The organism is Polaromonas sp. LjRoot131 (assembly GCF_964252805.1).
Classification (GTDB): Bacteria; Pseudomonadota; Gammaproteobacteria; order Burkholderiales; family Burkholderiaceae_C; genus Polaromonas.
Window position 1 is genome coordinate 1,466,857 of the sequence record NZ_CAXUPF020000001.1, and the last position, 22,630, is coordinate 1,489,486.

26 protein-coding genes are annotated in these 22,630 nt (G+C 63.6%); 9 read left to right on the forward strand and 17 right to left on the reverse strand.

Annotated elements, in window-relative coordinates:
* Positions 1 to 242 precede the first annotated feature (242 nt).
* Entirely contained in the window at positions 243 to 1,229 is a 987-nt protein-coding gene (locus tag ACSQ27_RS06845; protein ID WP_436155413.1) for a zinc-dependent alcohol dehydrogenase family protein, read from the forward strand.
* Positions 1,230 to 1,386: 157 nt separating this feature from the next.
* On the opposite strand, the gene ACSQ27_RS06850 is transcribed toward ACSQ27_RS06845, so the two are convergent.
* Genes ACSQ27_RS06850 through ACSQ27_RS06865 form a run of 4 tightly spaced genes read right to left on the reverse strand, consistent with a single transcriptional unit; the run spans position 1,387 to position 4,495 of the window.
* Positions 1,387 to 3,603 (reverse strand): copper-transporting P-type ATPase, encoded by a 2,217-nt coding sequence (locus tag ACSQ27_RS06850; RefSeq protein WP_436154706.1) that lies wholly within the window; start codon positions 3,601 to 3,603, stop codon positions 1,387 to 1,389.
* Between the two features lie 52 nt (positions 3,604 to 3,655).
* Positions 3,656 to 3,937: a hypothetical protein gene (locus tag ACSQ27_RS06855; RefSeq protein WP_436154707.1), complete on the reverse strand. Its 282-nt coding sequence runs from the start codon at positions 3,935 to 3,937 to the stop codon at positions 3,656 to 3,658.
* Positions 3,918 to 4,160 (reverse strand): DUF2933 domain-containing protein, encoded by a 243-nt coding sequence (locus ACSQ27_RS06860; protein ID WP_436154708.1) that lies wholly within the window; start codon positions 4,158 to 4,160, stop codon positions 3,918 to 3,920. Before ACSQ27_RS06860 ends, ACSQ27_RS06855 begins: the two co-directional genes overlap by 20 nt.
* 14 nt (positions 4,161 to 4,174) lie before the next feature.
* A complete protein-coding gene (locus ACSQ27_RS06865; RefSeq protein WP_436154709.1) occupies positions 4,175 to 4,495 on the reverse strand; it encodes a heavy-metal-associated domain-containing protein in 321 nt (106 codons plus the stop codon).
* Positions 4,496 to 4,686: 191 nt separating this feature from the next.
* Between ACSQ27_RS06865 and ACSQ27_RS06870 the strand changes: the two genes are divergently transcribed.
* From ACSQ27_RS06870 to ACSQ27_RS06880, 3 genes are all read left to right on the forward strand, one after another.
* On the forward strand, positions 4,687 to 4,953 hold the full coding sequence (locus ACSQ27_RS06870) for a hypothetical protein (RefSeq protein WP_436154710.1): 267 nt from the start codon (positions 4,687 to 4,689) through the stop codon (positions 4,951 to 4,953).
* Between the two features lie 224 nt (positions 4,954 to 5,177).
* The gene (locus tag ACSQ27_RS06875) at positions 5,178 to 6,539 is read left to right on the forward strand and encodes an MBL fold metallo-hydrolase RNA specificity domain-containing protein (protein WP_436154711.1); all 1,362 of its coding nucleotides are present in this window, start codon (positions 5,178 to 5,180) and stop codon (positions 6,537 to 6,539) included.
* Between the two features lie 127 nt (positions 6,540 to 6,666).
* Positions 6,667 to 7,143 (forward strand): universal stress protein, encoded by a 477-nt coding sequence (locus ACSQ27_RS06880; RefSeq protein ID WP_436154712.1) that lies wholly within the window; start codon positions 6,667 to 6,669, stop codon positions 7,141 to 7,143.
* On the opposite strand, the gene ACSQ27_RS06885 is transcribed toward ACSQ27_RS06880, so the two are convergent.
* From ACSQ27_RS06885 to ACSQ27_RS06895, 3 genes are all read right to left on the reverse strand, one after another.
* The gene (locus ACSQ27_RS06885; RefSeq protein ID WP_436154713.1) at positions 7,140 to 7,745 is read right to left on the reverse strand and encodes a flavin reductase family protein; all 606 of its coding nucleotides are present in this window, start codon (positions 7,743 to 7,745) and stop codon (positions 7,140 to 7,142) included. The two genes, ACSQ27_RS06880 and ACSQ27_RS06885, sit on opposite strands and share 4 nt — an antisense overlap.
* Positions 7,746 to 7,970: 225 nt before the next feature.
* A complete protein-coding gene (locus tag ACSQ27_RS06890; protein ID WP_436154714.1) occupies positions 7,971 to 8,882 on the reverse strand; it encodes an amino acid ABC transporter substrate-binding protein in 912 nt (303 codons plus the stop codon).
* A 10-nt stretch (positions 8,883 to 8,892) separates the two neighbouring features.
* Positions 8,893 to 9,342 (reverse strand): VOC family protein, encoded by a 450-nt coding sequence (locus ACSQ27_RS06895; protein ID WP_436154715.1) that lies wholly within the window; start codon positions 9,340 to 9,342, stop codon positions 8,893 to 8,895.
* Positions 9,343 to 9,479: 137 nt separating this feature from the next.
* Here ACSQ27_RS06895 and ACSQ27_RS06900 point away from each other — a divergent pair, with 137 nt between their 5' ends.
* Positions 9,480 to 10,364: a LysR substrate-binding domain-containing protein gene (locus ACSQ27_RS06900; protein WP_436154716.1), complete on the forward strand. Its 885-nt coding sequence runs from the start codon at positions 9,480 to 9,482 to the stop codon at positions 10,362 to 10,364.
* A gap of 46 nt (positions 10,365 to 10,410) precedes the next feature.
* On the opposite strand, the gene ACSQ27_RS06905 is transcribed toward ACSQ27_RS06900, so the two are convergent.
* The 4 genes from ACSQ27_RS06905 to ACSQ27_RS06920 form a co-directional block, all read right to left on the reverse strand.
* The gene (locus ACSQ27_RS06905; protein WP_436154717.1) at positions 10,411 to 10,914 is read right to left on the reverse strand and encodes a hypothetical protein; all 504 of its coding nucleotides are present in this window, start codon (positions 10,912 to 10,914) and stop codon (positions 10,411 to 10,413) included.
* Entirely contained in the window at positions 10,905 to 11,123 is a 219-nt protein-coding gene (locus tag ACSQ27_RS06910; protein WP_436154718.1) for a hypothetical protein, read from the reverse strand. The genes ACSQ27_RS06905 and ACSQ27_RS06910 overlap by 10 nt, the downstream gene beginning before the upstream one ends.
* 17 nt (positions 11,124 to 11,140) lie before the next feature.
* Positions 11,141 to 11,386, reverse strand: coding sequence for a hypothetical protein (locus ACSQ27_RS06915; protein ID WP_436154719.1), 246 nt, complete (start codon positions 11,384 to 11,386; stop codon positions 11,141 to 11,143).
* Between the two features lie 64 nt (positions 11,387 to 11,450).
* The gene (locus ACSQ27_RS06920) at positions 11,451 to 12,113 is read right to left on the reverse strand and encodes a hypothetical protein (RefSeq protein WP_436154720.1); all 663 of its coding nucleotides are present in this window, start codon (positions 12,111 to 12,113) and stop codon (positions 11,451 to 11,453) included.
* Positions 12,114 to 12,238: 125 nt separating this feature from the next.
* Here ACSQ27_RS06920 and ACSQ27_RS06925 point away from each other — a divergent pair, with 125 nt between their 5' ends.
* Together ACSQ27_RS06925 and ACSQ27_RS06930 are read left to right on the forward strand one after the other, a co-directional pair.
* Entirely contained in the window at positions 12,239 to 12,535 is a 297-nt protein-coding gene (locus ACSQ27_RS06925) for a hypothetical protein (RefSeq protein ID WP_436154721.1), read from the forward strand.
* 31 nt (positions 12,536 to 12,566) lie between these two features.
* Entirely contained in the window at positions 12,567 to 12,923 is a 357-nt protein-coding gene (locus ACSQ27_RS06930; RefSeq protein WP_436154722.1) for a hypothetical protein, read from the forward strand.
* Here ACSQ27_RS06930 and ACSQ27_RS06935 read toward each other — a convergent pair.
* The gene (locus ACSQ27_RS06935; RefSeq protein ID WP_436154723.1) at positions 12,910 to 13,212 is read right to left on the reverse strand and encodes a hypothetical protein; all 303 of its coding nucleotides are present in this window, start codon (positions 13,210 to 13,212) and stop codon (positions 12,910 to 12,912) included. The genes ACSQ27_RS06930 and ACSQ27_RS06935 overlap by 14 nt on opposite strands.
* Before the next feature lie 52 nt (positions 13,213 to 13,264).
* Complete coding sequence (locus ACSQ27_RS06940) at positions 13,265 to 13,795, reverse strand: BLUF domain-containing protein (RefSeq protein ID WP_436154724.1); 531 nt, start codon at positions 13,793 to 13,795, stop codon at positions 13,265 to 13,267.
* A gap of 98 nt (positions 13,796 to 13,893) precedes the next feature.
* Here ACSQ27_RS06940 and ACSQ27_RS06945 point away from each other — a divergent pair, with 98 nt between their 5' ends.
* Positions 13,894 to 14,670, forward strand: a complete 777-nt coding sequence (locus tag ACSQ27_RS06945; RefSeq protein ID WP_436154725.1) for a hypothetical protein — start codon at positions 13,894 to 13,896, stop codon at positions 14,668 to 14,670.
* A gap of 40 nt (positions 14,671 to 14,710) precedes the next feature.
* Here ACSQ27_RS06945 and ACSQ27_RS06950 read toward each other — a convergent pair whose 3' ends face one another.
* The 4 genes from ACSQ27_RS06950 to ACSQ27_RS06965 form a co-directional block, all read right to left on the reverse strand.
* Complete coding sequence (locus ACSQ27_RS06950; protein WP_436154726.1) at positions 14,711 to 15,517, reverse strand: oxidoreductase; 807 nt, start codon at positions 15,515 to 15,517, stop codon at positions 14,711 to 14,713.
* Positions 15,518 to 15,555: 38 nt separating this feature from the next.
* Positions 15,556 to 18,630, reverse strand: coding sequence for an efflux RND transporter permease subunit (locus tag ACSQ27_RS06955; protein WP_436154727.1), 3,075 nt, complete (start codon positions 18,628 to 18,630; stop codon positions 15,556 to 15,558).
* Positions 18,627 to 19,748 (reverse strand): efflux RND transporter periplasmic adaptor subunit, encoded by a 1,122-nt coding sequence (locus ACSQ27_RS06960; RefSeq protein ID WP_436154728.1) that lies wholly within the window; start codon positions 19,746 to 19,748, stop codon positions 18,627 to 18,629. The genes ACSQ27_RS06955 and ACSQ27_RS06960 overlap by 4 nt, the downstream gene beginning before the upstream one ends.
* 83 nt (positions 19,749 to 19,831) lie before the next feature.
* Positions 19,832 to 20,449: a TetR/AcrR family transcriptional regulator gene (locus ACSQ27_RS06965; protein WP_436154729.1), complete on the reverse strand. Its 618-nt coding sequence runs from the start codon at positions 20,447 to 20,449 to the stop codon at positions 19,832 to 19,834.
* 111 nt (positions 20,450 to 20,560) lie between these two features.
* On the opposite strand from ACSQ27_RS06965, the gene ACSQ27_RS06970 reads away from it, so the two are divergent.
* On the forward strand, positions 20,561 to 22,021 hold the full coding sequence (locus ACSQ27_RS06970; protein ID WP_436154730.1) for an efflux transporter outer membrane subunit: 1,461 nt from the start codon (positions 20,561 to 20,563) through the stop codon (positions 22,019 to 22,021).
* Positions 22,022 to 22,630: the final 609 nt, after the last annotated feature.

Below are 22,630 nucleotides of genomic sequence, written 5' to 3' on the forward strand. Positions count from 1 at the left end.
TGTATGAATCCGGTGGGGTGACGCATCATGGCTTCTCCTTGGGGTAGCCGCCATTTTTGCGGGCCTGTGCGCGGCGGTCTTTGACTTGCATCAAAACGCGGTGCTATGCGAAGAAATCGGCCAGCGGACTGTTCGCCATGTATTTGACGCAGCGCAATGCGTGATCCGTGCGCGCGCCTAAAGTGCTATCCAGCGGGTACCGGCACTCCGCTGGAAACGCCCCCACAGGAAACCAAGCCATGATGCGCGCAATGGTTCTGCATACCCCCGGTCAGGCGCTGCGCCTGGAGGAACGCCTGATTCCCGAACCGGCGCCCGGCGAAGTACGGCTGCGCATCGAAGCCTGCGCGGTCTGCCGCACCGACCTGCATATCGTGGACGGTGAATTGGCGCTGCCGCGCCTGCCGCTGGTGCCCGGCCACGAGATCGTCGGCATCGTCGAATCCCTCGGCGAAGGCGTGCACACCCTGCATACCGGTGATCGCGTTGGCGTGCCCTGGCTTGCGCATACCTGCGGCGACTGCCCCTTCTGCCGCCTGGGACGTGAAAACCTTTGCGACCACGCGACATTCACCGGTTACGGCCGCGACGGCGGCTTCGCGACCCATGCGCTTGCCGAGGCCGCTTTTTGCATTCCCCTGGAGCAATCGGCGGACCCTGTCCGTATGGCACCGATGATGTGCGCCGGGTTGATCGGGTGGCGTTCGCTACGCATGGCGGGTGACGACGCGGACAAGCTCGGCCTCTACGGCTTCGGGGCCGCCGCGCATCTGATCACGCAGGTCGCGCGGTGGCAGGGCCGAAAGGTTTATGCCTTCACGCGCGATGGGGATACGCAGGCCCAGGCCTTCGCGCGCTCGCTGGGCGCAGTATGGGCCGGCGGCTCACGGGAGGCGCCGCCAGAACGCCTGGACGCCGCGATCATCTTCGCGCCCGTGGGCGAGTTGGTACCCCTGGCGCTGCGCGCGGTGCGCAAGGCCGGCCGCGTCGTCTGCGGCGGCATCCATATGAGCGACATTCCGTCCTTTGCGTACCAGTTGCTATGGGAGGAGCGGCAACTGGTGTCGGTCGCCAACCTCACACGCGCCGATGCGGCGGGCTTCCTGCATTTCATTGCCGCGCACCCGCTGCACGCCGAAACCACCATCTACCCACTGGAGCACGCCAACGAGGCGCTGGCCGACCTGCGGGCCGGCCGGCTCAACGGGGCCGCCGTGCTGGTGCCTTGATCCACGCCAAGGCCGTCCCCTCCGGCTTCCAAAAAATGAGTATCTTGCCGGGACATGCTTCTGCTCCTGGTAAGGTTGTGCGCAAAAGGGCACCATGACCAGGAGGGTGCCCAGGCGGCGACGGGCCTCGAGGGCCGGTCCAGGTGAGGCGTGGCGCTCATTTTTCGGAGCTGCGTGAGTCCTCTTCCACGCGGACCGTCCTCAACCGCAAGGCGTTGGCGATGACGCTCACGGACGAGAGCGCCATGGCTGCAGCCGCGATGACGGGTGATAGCAGCCAGCCGAAAAACGGGTAGAGCACCCCGGCAGCCAGAGGCACTCCGGCCACGTTGTACACAAAAGACAGGAAAAGGTTCTGGCGGATGTTGCGCATGGTGGCACGCGAGAGCCGGCGCGCGCGCACAATGCCCATGAGGTCGCCCTTTAGCAGCGTCACCCCCGCGCTTTCCATGGCGACGTCCGTGCCGGTGCCCATGGCGATGCCGACTTCCGCGGCGGCCAGCGCGGGCGCGTCGTTCACGCCATCCCCCGCCATCGCGACGATGCGTCCCTCGCTGCGCAGGCGCTGGACGATCTTCGCCTTGTCTTCGGGGAAAACTTCCGCCACAACCTCGTCGATCCCGAGCTGCTTTCCCACCGCCAGGGCAGTGGTTTTGCCGTCGCCTGTCAGCATCACGATTCTGACGCCCGCTTCGCGCAGCGCATGGAGGGCGGCAGGCGTGGTCTGCTTGATCGGATCGGCGATGGCGACAAAGCCCGCCAGCCGGCCATCCCACGCCACGAAGATCACCGTGGCGGAACGGCTCCTCTGTTCCTCTGCCGCCGCCTGGAGCGGCGACACGTCGATGTGGTGCTCGGCAAGGAATTTGGCCGCCCCGCTCACAAGCTGGACCCCGCCCAAACGGCCGACAACGCCTTTGCCGACCGGAGAGTCGAAATCGGTCACCTCCGCAAAGGCCAGCTTGCGATCCTGGGCTGCGGCCACGACGGCCATCGCGAGCGGATGTTCGCTGGCGCGTTCGACGCTCGCGAGCTTCTGGAGAACGTCGTCAGGTTCAAACCCCGCCGCCGGCTCGATGTGCACAACCTTGGGCCGGCCTTCGGTCAGCGTACCGGTTTTGTCGACCACCAGGGTGTCGACCTTCTCCATGCGCTCCAGCGCCTCGGCGTCGCGGATCAGCACCCCATGCTGCGCACCGCGCCCGACCCCCACCATGATGGACATGGGCGTCGCGAGACCGAGCGCACAAGGACAGGCGATGATAAGCACCGCCACGGAAGTGATCAGGGCATAGGACAGCGCGGGACTGGGGCCCCACAGCAGCCACACGGCGAAGGTGGCCAAGGCCACCGCGATCACAGCCGGGACGAACCACCCGGCGACCTGGTCGGCCATGCGCTGAATAGGCGCGCGGCTGCGCTGTGCGGCCGCGACCATGTGCACGATCTGGGAGAGCAGCGTGTCGGCGCCCACCTTTTCCGCACGCATGACAAAGCCGCCGGTCTGGTTGATCGTTCCGGCGGTGACTTTGGAACCCGGCGCTTTGGATACCGGCATGGGTTCGCCGGTCACCATCGATTCGTCGACGGTGCCTTTACCCTCGATGAGTTCGCCGTCAACCGGCACCTTCTCGCCGGGACGAACCCGTAGCCGCTCACCGGCCTGGATTGTGTCGATCTGAACCGTTTCGTCTGATCCATCGGCACGGACGCGGATCGCGGTCTTGGGTGCCAGGTCCAACAGGGCCTTGATGGCGCCCGACGTCTTCTCGCGGGCGCGCAGCTCAAGCACCTGGCCGAGAAGTACCAGCACAGTGATCACTGCGGCGGCTTCAAAGTAGATGGCGACCGCCCCATGATCGCCCCGCAGTTCAGCCGGAAACAGTGCGGGCGCGAGCGTGCCCACCATCGAGTAGATCCAGGCCGCCCCCGTGCCGAGTGCGATCAACGTGAACATGTTGAGACTTCGGTTCCGGACCGACGCCCAGGCCCGCACGAAGAAAGGCCATCCCGCCCACAGCACGGCAGGCGTACCCAGTGCCATCTGTATCCAGTTCGAAGTCTGGGGCCGCACCCAATGGCCGATGTTGAGCAGATGGCTGCCCATTTCCAGCGCGAAAACAGGCAAGGCGAGCACCAGGCCAATCCAGAACCTGCGGGTCATGTCCCTCAATTCGGGACTGTCGCCCGTGTCGCCGCTTGCCACCACGGGCTCGAGTGCCATGCCGCAGATCGGACAGCTGCCCGGTCCCATCTGGCGGATCTGCGGATGCATCGGGCAGGTGTATTCGCCGACCGGAGCCGGGGTGGCTACGTCCTGCGCCGGGTGACTATGTCCATGCCCATGCCCATGAGACGAGTGTTGATGCTGCATGCTTACTCCTGCTTTTTCATTTCAGTTGGATCCGGACGTCGAGTGAGCGGACTCAGATCGTGGACAGCCGAACGAGCATCCAGGCGACCAATCCACCCAGACACAGCCAGCACAACCAGAAGAGTGCCCGCTCCCAGCGCAGCGGCTCGCGCTCGGCTGTTTCCAGCCTGTGCTTGAGGGTCATGCCCGCCCCGTGTACCAGGATCCCGGCCACGAGGATGGGGATCGTGAATCCGCGAAAGACGTCCGGCACCAGCAAGGCCAGGCCGGCGCCCAGAACGACGGCGCCCAGGCCGGAAGCGAGCTCGGCCGCCTTAGCCGTTGCGCGGGCCATTGTTGTCCTGGCTCTCGGCGTGCGAATGCCCGCCCTGGCCGTGTCCGCGGTGCATGAACATATGCATCAGCGGGCAGGCGGCCAGCAAGGCAAAGGGCAGCAAGGCGAGCAGGTGATCCCGGTGCGCGACCCATAGGTAGGCACTCGCAACCACGGCGACGATGGTGGAGACGATGCCGAAGGGCGTCTTCCAGAATGAAGGGCGTGCGTGATGCTGGTCCATAGTGGCCTCCTGAGTTACCGGCAGCATGAGCCGGCGGCTGATGCAGGCGCTTGACCTGCGTCAACCGAGCCGGGTTTTTGGGGACCACAGCCGCAACCGCAGCCGCTTGCCGTTCGGGCAGCCGCGGCAGGCTCCGCCTGGACTTCTTGCGGCGTATACCCGGCGTCCTGGATGGCCTCGGTCAGATCCGCTGCTGATGCTGCGCCGCTGACGCGCACCCGTTTTCGCGGGATGTCGACCTCAACGCGCGCGGACTTGTCCACTGCGGCGACCGCCTTGGCGATGGTGCTCGCGCAGTGCCCGCAGGTCATATCGTTGACTTGGAAGGTAAGCATGGCATGTCCTTTTGAAGTGATGAAGCAACTATGAACCTTCCCACAGGGTCAAGGTCAAGCACTTTTTTTTCTGCTACCCGCGAAGCGCATCTGCTTCCTCTCACCTTGATCCACGTCAATTGGCTGGCTGGACGCACGCGTAATGTGGAGTTCCGGCATTCGAGTCCGCAGTTACCTGTAAAGGAAGTCCCATGACACCGATTTCACGAGTAGTTCCGTTGGTTTTGTCCGCGCTCCTGGCCGTAGTGCTGGCCGGCTGTGCTGCGCCCCAAAGGAGTGACGCCCATGCTCACCAGGACACGGGCGCAATGGACATGCAAGCCACGTGCGAGATGCAAAAAAAGATGATGAGCGGCAAACCTCCCGCAGAGCAGCAGGCGATGATGCAGGAGAACATGAAGTCAATGACGCCGGAAATGCGCCAGCGCGCGCAGGCAATGCACGAAAAGTGCAAATAGGTCCAGGCCAATGACACAATGGCGGGGTGACCACGATTCATCGGTCGCCAGTTGGACCAGCCGGGCCGTACCTCGCGCAATGCCGGCCTGCCAAAAAACCACCGACCAGGTTCAGGTGCCAGATACCAGGCCCGTGTTTACGCCTTTAATTGCGCGGAACATTAAATTCATCATGTCTGCGCTACATCAAATACACCGATTTACGCCGGGCCTAAGCTGAGGCCATGAAGATCCAATTCCTGGGTGCCACCGACACCGTGACCGGCTCCAAATACCTGGTCCGGTCCGGCGATTCCACCGTGCTGGTCGATTGCGGCCTGTTCCAGGGCTACAAGCCGCTGCGCCTGCGCAACTGGTCGCCCTTGCCGGTCGCTGCGTCAGACATCGACGCGGTGATCCTCACCCATGCCCACATCGACCACAGCGGCTACCTGCCGCTGCTGGCGCGCCAGGGCTTCAAGGGCAAGGTGTTCTGCACGCCGGGCACGGCGGACCTGTGCCGCATCCTGCTGCCCGACGCCGGCCACCTGCAGGAAGAAGAAGCCGAATACGCCAACCGGCACGGCTTTTCGAAGCACGCGCCGGCGCTGCCGCTGTACACGCGCGAGGACGCGCTGCGCTGCCTCAAGCTGCTGCACCCGGTGCCCATCGGCAAACACTGGCACCCGGCGCCGGGCCTGAACGCCAGCCTGACGCCTTCGGGCCATATGGTGGGCTCGTCGTTTGTGCGGCTGGACAACGGTTCGCGCTCCATCCTGTTTTCCGGTGACATAGGCCGGCCCAACGACCTGGTGCTCAAACCGCCTTCGCAGATGGACGGTGCCGATTACCTGGTGGTCGAATCCACGTACGGTGATCGCCTGCACAAGGACTCCGACCCCCTGCTGGCGCTGGGCCAGGTCATCAACCGCACAGCCGCTCGCGGCGGCGTGGTGGTGATCCCGGCCTTCGCGGTGGGGCGCGCGCAAAGCCTGCTGCACTGCATCGAGGTTCTCAAGACCCAGGGCGTGATTGCGCGCAAACTGCCTGTTTACCTCAACAGCCCGATGGCGGCCAAGGCCACGCAGGTCTACCTCAAGCACAAGGCCGAACTGCGGCTGAGCTCCGCGGAGTGCGAAGCCATGGCGCATACCGCCCACATCGTCGAGTCGCCCGAGGAGTCCCGCCTGCTCAATGCCAAACACGGCCCCATGGTCATCATTGCCGCCAGCGGCATGGCCACGGGTGGGCGTGTGGTCCACCACCTCAAGGCTTTCGCGCCCGACAAGCGCAACACCATCGTGTTCGCCGGCTTCCAGCCCGGCGGCACGCGCGGCGCGCTCATCGCCGGCGGCGCGCCCACGGTGCGCATCCATGGCCAGGAGGTGCCGGTGCGCGCCGAAGTGGCCATGCTGGACGACCTCTCGGCCCATTCGGATGCCGCCGAGATCATGGGCTGGCTGCGCGGCTTCAAGTCCGCGCCCAGGCAGACCTTCATCACCCACGGCGAGCCGGCAGCGGCAGACGCCATGCGCCAGCGCATCGAACGCGAGCTGCATTGGGAATGCAGGATTCCATGCTATCTGGAGTCGGCCGTGCTTGGCTGAGCGCAAAGACACCAGCCAAACTGGGTCAACCCGCCCTCATCCTCCCGCTGCTTGACGCACGTCAATAGCGCCTTTCCCCAATCGGCCAACACTCTCACTATCGCAACTCCAGACCAAGGTATTGGCCATGTTCAAACGAATCCTGATCCCCGTGGACGGCAGCGACACCTCCAACAAGGCCCTGGTCGCCGGCCTGAGCATGGCGCGCGAGACCAGCGCCAGCGTGCGGCTGCTGCATGCCCTCAACGAAATGGCTTACGTGGGCGGCATGGCGCCTGATGGCACCTGGTCGGGCGACCTGGTGGGCATGGCACGCGAAAGCGGCGCCAAGGTTTTGGCCGACGCCACGGCCATTGCCCAGTCGGCCGGCGTGGAGCCCAGCCAGGTTCTGCTTGAGGAACCGGGCAAGCGCCTGGGCGAAGCCGTCGCCGAAGCCGCCAAGCTCTGGGGCGCCGACCTCGTGGTGGTCGGCTCCCACGGCCGGCGCGGCCTGGGGCGTGTGCTGCTGGGCAGCGGCGCGGAACAGATCTTGCGGCTGGCGCCCGTGCCTGTGCTGGTGGTGCGCGGCGCGGACCCGGAGGGCGGCGCTCACCCGGCAGGCTAGGCCGGCCCGGACTGCGGCCTCGCCATCGCGGCATCACCTGCATAAAACATTCCACCGGGCCTGACAAAGTTGCCGCCGCCCAGGTGGTGGATGGTTTGCAGTTCGGTGTTGCCGTCGTTGAAATGCCAGTGCCCTGCCTGGAACACACGTTCATCGGCAGCGGCCGCGACGATTTCGGCAAAACAGGTGTCGTAGGCGTCTTCGGTGTGCGGCTCGCGGATCAGCCGGCATTCCAGCCATGCCGCGCAGCCTTCCTCCAGCAAGGGAAGGCCCAGGACGGGACCGGTACGGGGCGCCAAGCCGTAGTGCGCGAATTTGTCGACCGTGCGGCCCGACTCGCTGCCGACCGCATGCGTCAGGGCCGCCAGCGCCATGCCCGGAAGGCAGACGCCGAAGCCGCCGCTGGCGGTGATGAGTTCACGTGTGTAGGTTTTTTTGTCGATGACGATGGCGATGCGCGGCGGCGTGAACTCCACGGGCATGGACCAGGCCGCGGCCATCACGTTGCGCGCCCCGCCATGCGCACTGGTCACCAGGACCGTGGGGCCGTGGTTGACCAGGCGGCTGGCGTGCTGGAGGGCGACTTCTTTGAAATGTGTCATGTCCTTTGTTCCCGTTTGGTGACCGCCCAATCTACGGACGACGATTCATATCCGCAGATTTACGCAGATTTAAGCAGATAAAACCAAATGCGGAACGAAAAACCCTTGTGGAGAGGGATGCAGTCATGGCCGCAAATGTTTTATCTTCAATCTGTGTAAATCTGCGTAATCTGCGGATAGCTTGTATCCATGGCTGCGGACCCTTCGTTTTCAATCTGCGGTTATCTACTTCTTCGCGTAGTCCTCCAGCGGCTTGTCGCTCAGCTTGGCCCAGGCGGCCTTGGTCAGCTCAGAGGCAGGCAGGCCCACGCGAACCTTGTTGGGCGGTATCGGCTGCACAAACCATTTGTCATACAGCTTGGCCACCTCCCCGCTTTTCACCATGCCGGCAATGCTGGCGTCCACCGCGCGCTTGAAAGGCGCATCGTCTTTGGGCAGCATGATGGCGATCGGCTCGACGCTCAGGACTTCCTTGAGCACAACGTAGTTCTTGGGCTGCTTGGACTGGGAAATCATGGTGGCCAGGATCTGGCCGTCCGCCACGAAGGCGTCGGCCCTGTCGTTCTCCAGCAGCAAAAAGCCTTCGCTGTTGTCCTTGCCGTAGACCTCCTTGAAGTCGACGCCGGCCGCGCGTTCATGCTTGCGTATGAGCTGCACGGCCGTGGCGCCGGACGTTGCGGACACCATGCGGTTGGCAAGCTGGGACAGGCTGGTGATGCCGGTCCTGGTTTTGGTGGCGACGCGCACCTCTTCTATATAGAGCGTGGGCGCGAAGGCCACGTCTTTCTGGCGGGCGGCGTTGTTGGTGGTGGTGCCGCATTCCAGGTCGACCGTGCCGTTCTGCACCAGCGGGATCCGGTTTTGCGCGGTCACGGACTGGTAGCGCACTTCCAGCTTCGCCAGGCCCAGCTGCTTCTGGATGTCCGCGATCACCCTTTTGCAGATGTCTACATGAAAGCCCGTGTACTCGCCGGCGCCCAGAGTATAGGACATGGCCCCCGAGGCTTCGCGCACGCCCATGGTGACGGCGCCCGTGTCCTTGATTTTTTTCAGCGTGTCGGCGGGCTGCGCCGCGGCATGGGCAGCTGCCAGCGTGAAAGCCGCGGCTATGCCGGTGTACGCGATGGATTTCATCATGGTGTTTTCCTTATTTGGCGAACAGGCTGTCCAGCGTGGCGAAGGCCTTGAACTCGATGGCATTGCCCGACGGGTCCAGGAAAAACATCGTGGCCTGCTCGCCCGGCTCGCCTTTGAAGCGCACATAGGGTTCGATGACGAATTTCGTGCCGCCGGCCTTCAGGCGCTCGGCCAGGACCTCCCATTCGGGCAGCGACAGGATGGCGCCGAAATGGCGAACGGGAACGTTGTGGCCGTCGACGGCGCTGGTCTGGCGGTGGCCGCATTCGTCCGGTGCCAGGTGGGCCACGATCTGGTGGCCGTAGAAGTTGAAGTCGACCCATTCGCTGGAGCTGCGCCCTTCGGGGCAACCCAGGAGTTCGCCGTAAAACCGGCGCGCCACGGCCAGGTCGTGGACGGGAAACGCCAGGTGAAATGGCGGGAGGGTTTTGGCGGGAGTGTTTACGCTGTGCGTCGTCATCAGGGGCCTCGTGGAGTCGTGGAAGCCCGGACTTTAGGAGGATTGATTGACTTTTAAAAACGATATATATTCTTTCTGAGAATCAATAAAATCGATCAATTGATCTCAACCCAAGCGCCCTGCCCTCAAACCCACATGTGATTACCGAACTCAAAACCTTCATCGCCGTCGTCCGTTACGGCGGTTTTTCCGCGGCCGGCAGCCACATCGGCCTGACCCAGTCCGCCGTCAGCAGCCAGATCCAGCGGCTCGAGGAATCCCTGGGCCTGGTGCTGTTCGACCGCACGCGACGCTCCGCCGTGCTCAACGAGGCCGGCGCCAGGGTGCTGGCCCGCGCGGAAGACATCGTGGCGCTGTTCGCCAAACTCGGCGATGCGACGACCGATGACGAACTCGCCGGCACCTTGCGCATAGGGGCCATCGCCTCGGTGCAATCCATGATCCTCCCCCGTGCGCTGGCCGCCTTGCGCAAGGAGAGTCCCAGGCTGCTGGTCAACATCGCGCCGGGCGTGTCCATGGCACTGATGGACCAGCTAGACAGCGCCGAGATCGACGCCGCCATCATGATCAGGCCGCCCTTCGGCCTCCTGCCCGAGATGAGCTGGCAGACCCTGATGCGCGAGCCGTTCAAGCTGCTGGTGCACAAGGACACCAAGGGACGGGACTGGCGCGCCCTGCTCGAGTCGCAACCGTTTCTGCGCTACGAACGCAGCTCCTTCGGCGGACGCCTGGTGACCGGCTTCCTGCGCGACAACAGCCTGGCAGTGCGGGACAGCATAGAGCTCGACGAGATTTCAGGCCTGATGAACCTGGTCGCCGAAGGCCTGGGCGTGGCGCTGGTGCCCATGGTCGAGGCCTACCTGCCCCTGCCGGCCGGGGTGCGCGCCATTTCCCTGGGTGAGCAGACTTTCTACCGCGAGATCGGCATCCTGCGCAAAGGCATGAGCCCGCGCCGGCTGGTCATCCAGTCTTTGGAAAGATGCCTTCGCGAAGCCTTGCTGCCGGCGGCCGGCAGGACATAAGCAAGTGGCTGAGGCGGGTGACGCCTCGAGTGATTCGCAGGCAACTTCAGCGCAAGCGAAATTTCACCCCGTCAAAATAAAAGTAGGTTTTCTCGGTGCTGCCGTACTGCTCCATGATGGCGTTCAGCCCGTGAGATTTCTCCGGCAACAAGTGCACGACATGCGTCGTGCCGGAGTGCAACACGGAAAACTGTTTGTCCGGCATTTCCTTCACCAGCCAATAAGGCATGGAACTGGCGCCAAAGTACATAGGACAGTATTGCGTGGGGAAAACCATGTAAATCGCAACACCAGCGGGTTGGCCTAGCGGTATGCGCTTTGCGGCGAAGAAATTTTCAGCACGGCCCAGCTTGCGTTCCGGATCTTCAAGGCAGAACTTCAGGGTTTCCTTTTCCTCATTCGCCATAAAGCCCTTGAGCGCAGCGGAGGCCGGATACTTGTTTTTCTGGTTCATCAAGCCCTCGATATACAAAGGGTTCGCCGCGGCAGCGAGCGGGATCAGGAATAGCGCGGCCTGGACGAAACGGCGCATGGAATAAATCACGGGCATCTGAAAGCTTCCTCACTATTTGCAACCGTTTCCGGCAACGGCTCCAATATGCCACTGCCAAGATGGTTTCGGATGGCGAGCGTTGACCGCTCGGCGATGCGTGCCAGGGTTGAATCGACGGCAACCAAATTCCTGGCCGGATAGTTGTAGCCCAGGCCGCCGGCGCCCCTGGATGCGGCGCCAAAGAAAAAGAGGTAGCCGCCTTCCATTGGGGCCCTCCCCTTCTTCAGGAAGCGAAAGCTTTGCTGATGGACAGAAGAAAGACCCCGACAATCCCGACGCCCATAAAAACCTTGGTGCGAAACACCACGGTCTTGGCCAGAGCATCCCCTTGCCTGGCCAGCGCTATGAAAAATCTGGGCGATTTGTCGGCGCCATGCAACTTCATCAGTTTGAGTTTGAGCGGTGTGATCCAGGCAAGGCCCAAAAGCAGCCAGGTGAAAAGTCCGCCGATCGCTACAAGGTCTCTCATAAACGTCCTTTACTGCGGTTCCTGTCAATCCATGCAAGTCGTCATTGCTGTTTTTCGCCGGATCTCAATCGACGATCAAGGTATAGGTCACAGCCTGCAGCATGCCAGGCAGCGCGCCGCCGAAATTGAGGACATGCGTCCCGGGCGGAAGTGGCTTGAGCATCGCGTAATAGCCGTTGGCCGCCGAGGGGAAGATTTTGTACTGCGCCTCCGTCAACGCGCCCATGTCGAAGCATTTTTTTGTCGCCTGCCGGGACGTGGCGAGATTGGCGACGCGTACACCGTCGACCTCAAGAACAAGCGCGGCCGGATCGTCGGTGATTCTTCTCGCCGTCTCCATGGCTAAGGCACAGGTCGTCGAGCGATCCTGGCTGGGCATGACGACGTAGTTGATCAGGGGAAAGAACAGGTACTTGCCGCTTGGCACGCGGCAATTCCGTATGGTGCGCTGTGTTCCATAGGTACCCGCCAGGAACCAGACCGGCCCCTTTTGCTTTTCACCGCACAACTCGCCCGTGCGGTCCGCAACAGGGCTGTCCTGCCGCGGGAAGGATCCGGCCCACTGCCACCAGGCCCGTGACCATTCTTCTTGCGACATGCCGCCGACGGAGGCATTGGGGGCGACCAGTTGCTGGGTTTGCGCATGGCTGAGCGAGGCCGTGAGCAGGCAGCTCCAGAGGATGGTTTGAATGAAGGCGGCTGTCTTTTGAGTCTTCTGCATGTTCATCAATGGTTTTTACGGGAGTTGGCTGGGAGCGACTGCCTAATGTATAGGCTGGACAGAACATTGATTGCACCGAAGCGCAACTTTTTCCAACAGGGAGCGCGCGGCAGAGGTTCTAATAACGGCGTATGGAAATAGCCGTCGGTTTTTTTGTGATTGCCGCCCTCGGGGCCTTCCCTGTCATTGCCCTGGTTGTGCAGGTGTACCGGGACTCACGCGGAAAGAAGCGCAACCTGGCCATGCGCTGTTATGCCTGCGACTCCAACGGCTATCTGTTTCCGGTGCCGCACTACAAGGGCGACACCTTTCTCTATTGCCTGTCGTGTGTGGAAAGCCAGCATAAGAGCCGGCGCGTTCTGGGGTACGTCGCCGTGGTGGTGATCGCTGCGGTCTTGGTGGGCTGGGTGGTTCTTTCTCAAGGATAGAAGGCGTTCAGAAAATAATGGAGGAGGTGAAATGAGTCGATCATTCCTGGAACTCATGCGCAAGTTTGAAGAAAACCTGTCAGGTATGGGCGCCAATGCCCTCCTCCCGCAGGAGACTTGGGTCGGTACCCCGGAGGAGTATCGTGAGCGGTGCGCCAAGGCGCTGGATGTCCTGGCCGCAGCATGGACTCAAGACTCGCAGGATCTGGTGAAGTTGCAGCAGTTGACGAAGCGTTGCCTGGCGCTATTCGCGCAAGGCGAAGTTGATGCGGGGGGCTTTGCAGCCAAGGACATCGACGACTTTCTGTTCGGTGTCCGGCAGCGCGCATCTGCGGCAAAGGCAGAACAACGGCTAAAGCACCAAGCTGGGCCCTTCACCGCCCCCTGAAAGTCCACCGATTGAAATTGATGGCCAGGCCACCCATCAGAAAGATGGCGCTCAGTGGAAACGTCAGTATGACGAGCCAAGAAAATCCCGTCACCGCATCGGCCAGAGTTACCACCCACGAATGGCCATCACATACCGTCCGCCAGGAAAGCCTGCAATTGAAGTGGCGGAAGAGCGGCAAACATGCCATCAGCAGGCCATAAGGTGCGAGGCCTGCAAATCCACACAGCGCGAAGTAGCGCCACCCAATCACCTTTTCAGTGGACTCATCTTTGGCCTCAGTTGTCATGACTCCCTTTCATGCTTGTTTTTTTGGCTCCCGCAGCCGTACCCCATTCGAATCAAGGAAGCGCCTGTATCCTTGAAAAAAACACCTGCATCAAGTCCGTGAACGCATCCGCCCGGACGGTTTCGTGCCGGCGGGCGTCCAGCTCGGCGATGTGCTCCAGCTCCATGGGCTGCGCTTCGAGCGCGGCCATGGAGATGTCCTGGAAGATGCGTTTTTCCGTGGTCGTGATGTAGACGATGCGGCAATTGTTGTGCCGCATGTCGCTTGCGATCTGCACATACTTGCGTAGCACGGCCTGCTCCGGGCCTTCCAGTATCTGGGCAAACACGCCGCCCCCAAAAACCAGCAGGCCGGTGATGCCCAGGGGCGGGTTGTTTTTTGCCGCGCTTTTCAAAACACCGTTCACGGCGTCTTCATTGATGCCTTCTTTGGCGTCGCTGATGTAGAACAGTCTGATCATGGTGCAGCGTCCTTGAAGTGAACTTGCTTGCCGATTCCGGACAGGGAAGATGGCATCCTGGCCGATTAGACTCCATCGCGCCGGTTTTTCCAATTGAATGCGCGGATGGTTCGTGCTGGCCATAAAAGCCGTCCACGTGGATAAACTAGCGCTGCGCCCAGGCTCCAGAGGCTGCAAGCCGCCTGGGCAGCAAGCAACAACAATCTACAGAGGGACACTCCATGAAGGCTTTCTCAACGGCGGTATCCAGAATCGCGGCGGGCTTATGCCTGGCTTGCGGCGCGGTACTGATCACGGGCTGCGCGCCGGCGACACCCATGTTCCAGCAGCTTGAACACGACAGGACCACGCAGATCAACCTGATCGTCGAGAAAGCACCCTTTGAGTACACCCCTCCCGTGAGCCCGGATAGCCCGATTGTCGGGGCCGGCTTCGCAACCGTCATGCTGGGCTCGCTGGCGGTGCAGCACAAGCTGGACTACATCCACGAGACCTTGAACCAGAAGGCTCTTGAACAAAAGATCGCCAATGACTATCGCCCGGTCTTTGTCGCCGCGCTGGTCCAGGAGCTTTCCAAACTGGGCATCACTGCCACGGTGATCCCGCTGCCCTACGAGCGCAGGGCCCTGAACCACGATCGCGCTTTCTACCGGCCGACACTGGAAGACCTGGCAAAGATTCCCAAAGAGCCGCCATCCTTCTATCTGAAGCTGGACATGGGCAGCTGCACGGTCTACCAGATCACACCCTGCATCCGGTACATCCTCAATTCGACGGAGGTCGAGACGGCGCCCGGGCCCACCCAGAAGTACGGGGGGCTGCTTGTACTCGAACCCAATCTCTGGAGGGTTCCGACGGTACCCACGCCGCTGCGTTTCGATTCCATTGAGGAGGCCGGCGCGAAGATCCATGAGTTCGATGCGGAGATCGCCCGCCTCGTTCCGCTTGCGGCCCAGCGCTTGGCCGTCGCGGCCCGGAGGCGGGTTCCTCCGCGGTAGCGAGCCGGACGCACCTCGTCCCGGATGCCAGACCGGATTTTCAGCCGAGCCCGAATGACTTCCGCAGGCTTGCATCAAAAAAGCTTGCAGGCACAAAACGGCGCAGTTTGCTCAGGAGGGATGCCCGCCCGGCCGGCGTGCGGCGCATATACCAGCAGCCAAGCGCCGCTTCGACGATCGTGTCTGCCAGGTCCGAGGGTTCGGGTGCGTCGTTGACGTTCGCGGCGAAAGCGCGCGAGACAATCTCGCGCTCACGGTCATAGTCCGCGATTTTTGACTTCGCCTGAGCCGAGCTGGCTTCGAACCGGGTCCTGGTGTGGGCTGGCTCGACCAGCGTCACGCGGATGCCGAACTGGCGCACCTCATGGTCCAGGGTTTCGGACAGCCCTTCCACTGCATGCTTGGAGGCCGAATAAAGCCCCATGTAGGGAGCGGGGAGAAAGCCGAGCACGGAACTGATGTTGACGATCCTGCCGTAGCCTTGCGCGCGCATGTGCGGAAGCACCGCCTGTGTGGTGCGCAACATGCCGAACACATTGGTGTCGAACAGGGATGCAGCCTCGCTGAGGGTGGTTTCCTCCACCGCGCCTATCAGGTTGACTCCCGCGTTGTTGACCAGCACGTCAACACTGCCGGCCTGGCCGATGATGAACTGGACCGCGCGTTGAACGGAAGCGTCGTCGCGAACGTCCATCTCGACCAGTTCGACGCCGGGCAGTGGTGTCGCTCTGGCAATGCTGCGCACGGTGCCGAACACCCGGCATCCGAGCTTGGCGAACTTTTCCGCGGTAACGCGCCCGATGCCTGACGACACCCCGGTCACAACAACAACGATGGATTTCGACATGACAGATCTTTCGACAGGTAAATGGGGAAGAAGCGCCATCAGCGCGGATCAGCTTCCGGCGCCGGGCGGATCCCGAACCAGATGGAATACATGGCCGGCAGGAACACCAGCGTGAGGACGGTCCCGGCGAAGGTGCCGCCTATCAGCGTGTAAGCCAGCGTTCCCCAGAAGACTGAATGCGTCAGCGGGATAAAGGCCAGCATGGCCGCCAGCGCGGTCAGGATCACGGGCCGCGAGCGCTGCACGGTGGCCTCGACCAGCGCACGGAAAGGGTCCAGGCCCGCCTGCTCGTTGTGGTGGATCTGGCCGATCAGGATCAGCGTGTTGCGCATCAGGATTCCGGACAGCGCGATCAGGCCGACCAGCGCATTGATGCCGAAGGGTTGCTGGAACAGGATCAGGGTGGGCACCACGCCGATCAGGCCCAGCGGGCTGGTCAGGAAGACCATGACCATGGCGGAGATCGAGCGCACCTGGAAAATGATGATGAGCAGCGTGATCGCCAGCATGATGGGGAACAGCGGCAGTATGGCTTTGGTTGCCCTGCCCGATTCCTCGATGGCGCCGGCCTCTTCGATGCGGTAGCCGCCCGGCAGCTTGTCCATGAGGGGCCTGAGCTGCGCGGTGATGGCGCTGGACACATCGGGCGGCTGCAAGCCTTCGGCGATGTCGCCGCGCACGGTGATGGTCGGCATGCGGTCGCGCCGGCGCATGACCGGCTCTTCGGCGCGCACCTCGACCTTGCCCACCTGCGACAGCGGGATGCGTTGCCCGGCGGTGCCGGTCAAGGTGAAGTCCGCGATCCTGGCCGGGTCCAGCCGGGTATCGCCGGCTGAACGGGCCACGACCTGCACCGTGCGTATGTCTTCGCGCACGGCGGTCAGCGGGACGCCGCTCAGCAAAAACTGCAGTTGCTGCGCCACGGCGCTGGAGCTCAGGCCCACGGCCTGCAGGCGGTCCTGCTGCAGGGTGAAGTGCAGCGTCGGGTTGCGTGTGCCCCAGTCGTTGTTGACGGTGCGCATCATGGGGCTGGCGTCCATGACCTGCTGCACCTCGGCCGCGATCTTGCGCAGCGTGTCCGGGTCCGGCCCGGTGACCCGGTAGGCGACGGGGAACGGCGAATACGGGCCGAACACCAGCTGGGTGACGCGCACGCGCGCCTCGGGGGCCAGGCCGTCGGCGACCGCCGTGCGCAGCCGGATTTTCAGGGCCTCGCGCTCCTCCTGGCTGTCGGTGCGGACCACGATCTTGGCGAACGAGGGGTCGGGCAGCTCCGGCCCCATGGCCAGGTAGAAGCGCGGCGCGCCCTGGCCCACGTAGGCGGTGACGATTTTCGCTTCCGGCTGCTTTGCCAGCCAGGCTTCCACTTTCGCCGCGGCGGCGCTGGTCTGCACGATGGCCGTGCCATACGGCATCTGCACCTCGACCAGCACTTCGGGACGGTCGGAGATCGGGAAGAACTGTTTCTTGACGACGGCCATGCCCAGCACGGACACGGTGAAAAGGCCCATCACCGTCGCGGCGACCAGCCACTTGCGGGCGATGACGCGCGTGAGCATGCGGCGAAAGCGGTTGTAGCGCGGCGTGTCGTAAAGCGCGTCGTGCCCGCCTTCGACTTTTTTGAGTTCGGGCAGCAGCTTGACGCCCAGGTAAGGCGTGAACACCACGGCGACCACCCAGGAGGCGATCAAGGCGATGCCGACGATCCAGAACATATTGCTGGTGTACTCGCCCGCTGTGGAGCGGGCAAAGCCGTTGGGCATGAAGCCGACGGCCGTGACCAGCGTACCGGAGAGCATGGGCGCGGCGGTGTGGCTCCAGGCATAGGCGGACGCGGCGGTGCGGCTGTAGCCCTCCTCCATCTTCACCACCATCATCTCGATGGCGATGATGGCGTCGTCCACCAGCAGGCCCAGTCCCAGGATCAGCGAGCCCAGCGTGATGCGGTCGAAATTCTTTCCGGTCGCGGCCATCACGATGAAAACGGCCGCCAGCGTCAGCGGCACGGCCGCGGCGACCACGATGCCCACGCGCCAGCCCATGCTCACGAAACACACGACCATGACCACCAGCAGCGCGACGAAGAACTTGACCATGAACTCGTCGACCGCCGAGCTGATGTTGACGGACTGGTCGGTGACCTTGCTCAGGCCCATGCCTAGCGGCATCTCGGCGTTGATCGCAGCGAGTTCCTTGTCCAGCGCCTTGCCCAGGTCCAGTCCGTTCCAGCCGTCGCGCATGACAACACCGAGCAGCAGCGCCGCTTCGCCGCCGTTGCGGATCATGAAGGTCGCCGGGTCTTCGTAACCGCGTTTGACGGTGGCGATGTCCGACAGTTTCAGGGTGCGCCCCTGCGCCACGACCGGCGTGTCGCGGATCTTCTGCAGTTCGTCGAAAGCGCCGTCCAGGCGGATAAAGACCTGCGGCCCCCTGGTTTCCACGGAGCCGGCGGGCGTCAAGGCATTCTGGCCGTTGAGCGCGCTGAACACGTCCTGCGGGCTCAGGCCCAGCGTTGCCAGGCGCGTATGCGAGAACTCGACAAAAATGCGTTCGGGCTGCTCGCCTACGATGTTGACCTTCTTGACGCCGGGCACACGCAGCAGCCGCTGGCGCAGTGTCTCGGCGTCGCGCACCAGCAGGCGTTGCGGTTCGCCTTTGGCCTTGAGCGCGAACAGGGCAAAGGTGACGTCGGCGTATTCGTCGTTGACCATGGGCCCGATCACGCCGGACGGAAGGTTGCCGGCTTCGTCGCTGACTTTCTTGCGCGCCTGGTAGAACTGCTCCTGCACTTCCGAGGGCGGTGTGGTGTCCAGCAAGGTCAGGGTGGTGAAGGCCAGGCCCGGCCGGGTGTAGGTTTCGCTGCGGTCGTACCAGCGCAGTTCCTGCAGCCGCTTTTCCAGCTTCTCGGCGACCTGGTCCTGCATTTCCTGCGCCGTGGCGCCCGGCCAGGCGGTGATGACGGTCATCACCTTGACCGTGAAGGCCGGGTCTTCGGCCCGGCCCAGCTTGAAGAAGGACACCAGCCCGGCCAGGGAGATCAGGGCGATCAGGAACAAGGTGACGGAGCGCTCGCGCACGGCGAGCGCCGACAGGTTGAAACGGCCTTCGTTCATGGCCGCGCTCCCGCGGCGGCGGTAGCGACGGCGGCTTCGCCCGCCACCCGGACCGGCTCGCCTTCGCGCAGCAGGTGCGTGCCGAGCGCGACGATGCGGTCGCCCTGCTTGAAGGCGCCCGCAATGCGCGCGCTGTCGCCGTCCAGCCGCTGGACCGTGACCGGCCGCCAGGACACCTTGGCCGGCTCGCCCTGGATGAGCCAGACGCCCGGCCCCTTGCCGGCATCAAACAGCGAGGCGATCGGCACCGACAGACCGCCTTGCGCAGCGGCAGGCACATCCGTCTCCGGGATATGGATGGTGACCGTGGTGCCCAGGGGCGCGTTGGCCAGTTCCCCTTCGAGCACATAGCGTGCTTCGAAGGTGCGCGTCAGCCTGTCCGCGGCATCCGAGAGCTGCCTGAGCTTGGCCGGAACGGCCGCCCCCTCCCTGCCAAAGAGCGAGGCCGTGGCGCTTGAACCGACCGCCGGGCGCAAGGTTTCCGGCAGCTGGATGATGGCTTCACGGCGTCCGGCACGCGCCAGGCGCAGCACGGCCTGCCCCGCGGAGACGACCTGGCCGGGTTCGGCCAGCGTCTCCATGATGACGCCATCGGCATCCGCCACCAGTTCTGAATACCGGCTCGCGTTGCGCGCCACTTCGGCCTGGGCTTCGGCCGTATTGAGCTGGGCTTTGGCGGCATCCGCCGCGGCCTTCACCTGGTCGTAGGCCGAAGCCGATATCGCGCCGGTTCCACGCAGGTCGCGGTAGCGGGCCTCTTCCTCCGCCGTTTGCTGGGCCCGTGCCCGGGCGGCGGCGACCGCTTCCTGCTGGGCATGCGCCGCGAGCTTCAGGTCAACCGGGTCCATGCGCATGAGCGTTTGCCCGCGCTTGACGCTTTGGCCCGCATCGACAAGGCGCTCGAGGACCTTGCCGGAGACCCGAAAGCCCAGGTCGCTTTGCACCCGCGCGGCCACGGTCCCGGTGAAGGAACGCGACGCAAGGGCCGCGTCCCGGATGGTGGCGGCGCGTACCAGCGGCGTTTCGCTACGGGGATCGGAAGGCTTTTTGTCGCCGCAGGCTGCCAGGACAAGCGTCAGTGCGGGCAGGACGGCAAGGAAAACGAGGTGGCGGCGCATGGAAATCCCATCAAAAACAGACAGGATTTCATTTTGATACTAGTGACCAATATTGTCAATAGTCACAATCAAGATAGCGCAAATCAGCGGGACAAGCTGCGCAGCACCAGGCTGGACAGCTGCGCCGGCGCGTCCTCGGTGTAATCAAAGCTGTACTGCAGGAGCAGCGGGTTGAGGTAGGGGCGCATGACCAGGTAGATCGCGGCGGCCGTTTCGTCGAGCGGCGTCTTGCGCTCGAACTCCTCGGTTTCCCGCCCCTGGCGCAGTACGTCCTGCAGCAGGGCCTGGATGCGGCCCTCAAAGGCACGCACCGCTTCCCAGTGCCCGGTGGCGGCGGAGGCCGCGATGTCGTAGAGCTTGCGATCCTCAAAAAACAGGCGAAGGCTGGACTCGACAATGGTCTTGAACATGCGCCGCAGCTTCTCCGGCGGGCCGTCGACGGCATCGACGGCGGCCCTGACATCGGTTTCGATCTCGCGCAGGCAGTTCGCGCAGATCAGTTCGCCAATCGCCTGCTTGGACTCGAAGAACTTGTAGATGTAGGCCTTGGAAAAGCCTATGGCCTTGGCGAGGTCGGAAACCGTGGTCTTTTCGTAGCCGTAGAGGCGGAAGTGCTGGGTCGCGGCCAAAACGATCTGGTCCCGCACGTCATGGTCGGCCGGGCCTCGGGCCGGGGCCGGATGGGTGCTTTCTTTACTCATGTCCACAGCTTACCTCTTGGCATTGATTTGCACAACGAGTGACCATATTGTAATATAGTCACATCTAGTTTCTCCCCAAACTCCCCTTTTCCACTTTGCGGAAGCTGCCCCATGCTACTCAAACGCACTCTCATCCTGCTGGCCATCACCAGTCTCTCGGCGGGCTGCGCTGTCGGCCCCGATTATGTCCGTCCCGAGACGCCCCTGCCGGAGCGCTACCTGGGCCAGAAGGCGCTTGAGCAGCGCCAGGCCGGCGCCGTCGCAGATGCCATCGTCTGGTGGGAAGGCTTTGGCGATGCACAACTCAGCCGCTTCGTCACGCTTGCGCTGGCACAGAACCTGGATCTCGCGCAGGCGTCCGCTCGCGTCACCCAGGCCCGCGCAGGGCTGGGGGCGGCCGATGCCGCCCTGCTGCCTTCCGGCAACCTCAGTGCCCAGGGGACGCGCGCCTACCAGTCGCTTGAAACGCCCTTGGGGCAAGTCTTGAATTCACGGCCCGGTTTCGACCGCAACGGCAGGTCTTATGAGGCCAATCTCGGCGCAAGCTGGGAGCTGGACCTGTTCGGTGGCTTGCGCCGCGGACGCGAAGCGGCGCTGGCCGACTACCAGGCTTCGGAGGCCGGCGCGGCGGCGGTGCGGCTCGCGGTGGCGGCGCAGACGGCCGACATTTACATCAGCATTCGCGGATTGCAAACCCGCGCCGACCTTGCACGCAGGCAAGCGCAGACGCAACAGGAACAGCTGGCCATCATCCAGTTGCTGTACGGCAAGGGCCTGGCCGCCGAGCTCCAGCTGCGACAGGCCGAGGGCGCGCTGGCCCAGGTGCGGGCATCGGTGCCGGTCCTCGAAGCCGGACTGGAAACGGCGATGAATGCGCTGGACGTGATGCTGGGCACCTCGCCCGGTACGCACCGCAAGGAACTGGAGAATGCCGTCCCGGTTCCGGCCGCCCCACAGTTCGCCGCAACCGGCTCACCGGCTGAGCTGCTCAGGCGCCGGCCTGACCTGATCGTGGCCGAGCGCCGCCTGGCCGCATCGAATGCCCGTATCGGCATGGCGATCGCCGAGTACTACCCCAAGCTCTCCCTGAGCGGGCTGGTCGGCAGCGCGACCTCGGTGCCCGGCGGCAGGCTGTTCATCAACAACTCAAGCCAGGCCGCCGGCGTGCTGGGCCTGCGCTGGCGCCTGTTCGATTTCGGCCGCATCAACGCGCAGATAGCCCTGGCCAAGGGCCAGGAAGCCGAGGCGCTGGCCGCCTACCGGCTTGCCGTGCTGCGCGCGACCGAAGACGTGGAGAACGCTTTTTCGTCCCTCGTGAAGCGCGAAGACCAGGCCGCCCTGCTCTCCCAGGGCGTGGATTCCCTCGGGCGGGCGAGAGGGGCTTCGTTCGCGGCCTACCAGAAGGGCGTCGTCAGCCTGGTCGAAGTCCTGCAGGCCGACGAGAACCTGCTGCGCGCTTCCGATCTGCGGGCGCAGGCGCAAACCGAATCCGCGCGGGCGGCGGTCGCGGCTTTCAAGGCGCTCGGTGGTGGTTGGCAACCCCCGGAGCCCGAAGCGCTGGCGGCCAGGTAGCGGTGACGTGGCCGGGTCTTGCGCCGGCTTGCGCGCCCGCGTCCTTTGCATAGGCTTGCTGGCCGGGGGTAGCCCGGCAGCTACTCACTTTTCTTTTGCTTCGCCAAAAGAAAAGTAAGCAAAAGAAAAGGCGACCCTGGTTGCTGCGTCCCTTCGCTTCGCTACGGGCAACCTGCGGTGCTCGGTTCAGGCGGGGTCTCGCTAAACTCGCCTTCGGCTCAAACAACGCGATCCCTGATCCGCCTGAACCTGCGCTCCTCGGCGCATCCACAAGGGGTGGGGAAGGAATACCAAATTCAAATACCGAATACCTGAAGAAACAAGGACTCGCCGTGGCGAGTCCTTGTTTGTCTTGGTTTGTTTCTTTGTCTTTTGTCCCCGCTCCCGATTGCCCCGTCCTGGCTGGGCCGAGGAGCGCAGAGACAAGCGGATCAGGGCCGGCGTTGTCTGAGCGAAGCGAGTTTAGCCGGACCCCGCTTGGCTCGAGCACCGCAGGTTGCCCGCAGCGAAGCGTAGGGACCCAGACTGCGGGTCGCCTTTTCTTTGCTTACTTTCTTTTGGCGAAGCAAAAGAAAGTGAGTTGCCGCCGGCAACCCCGGCCCCGGAACC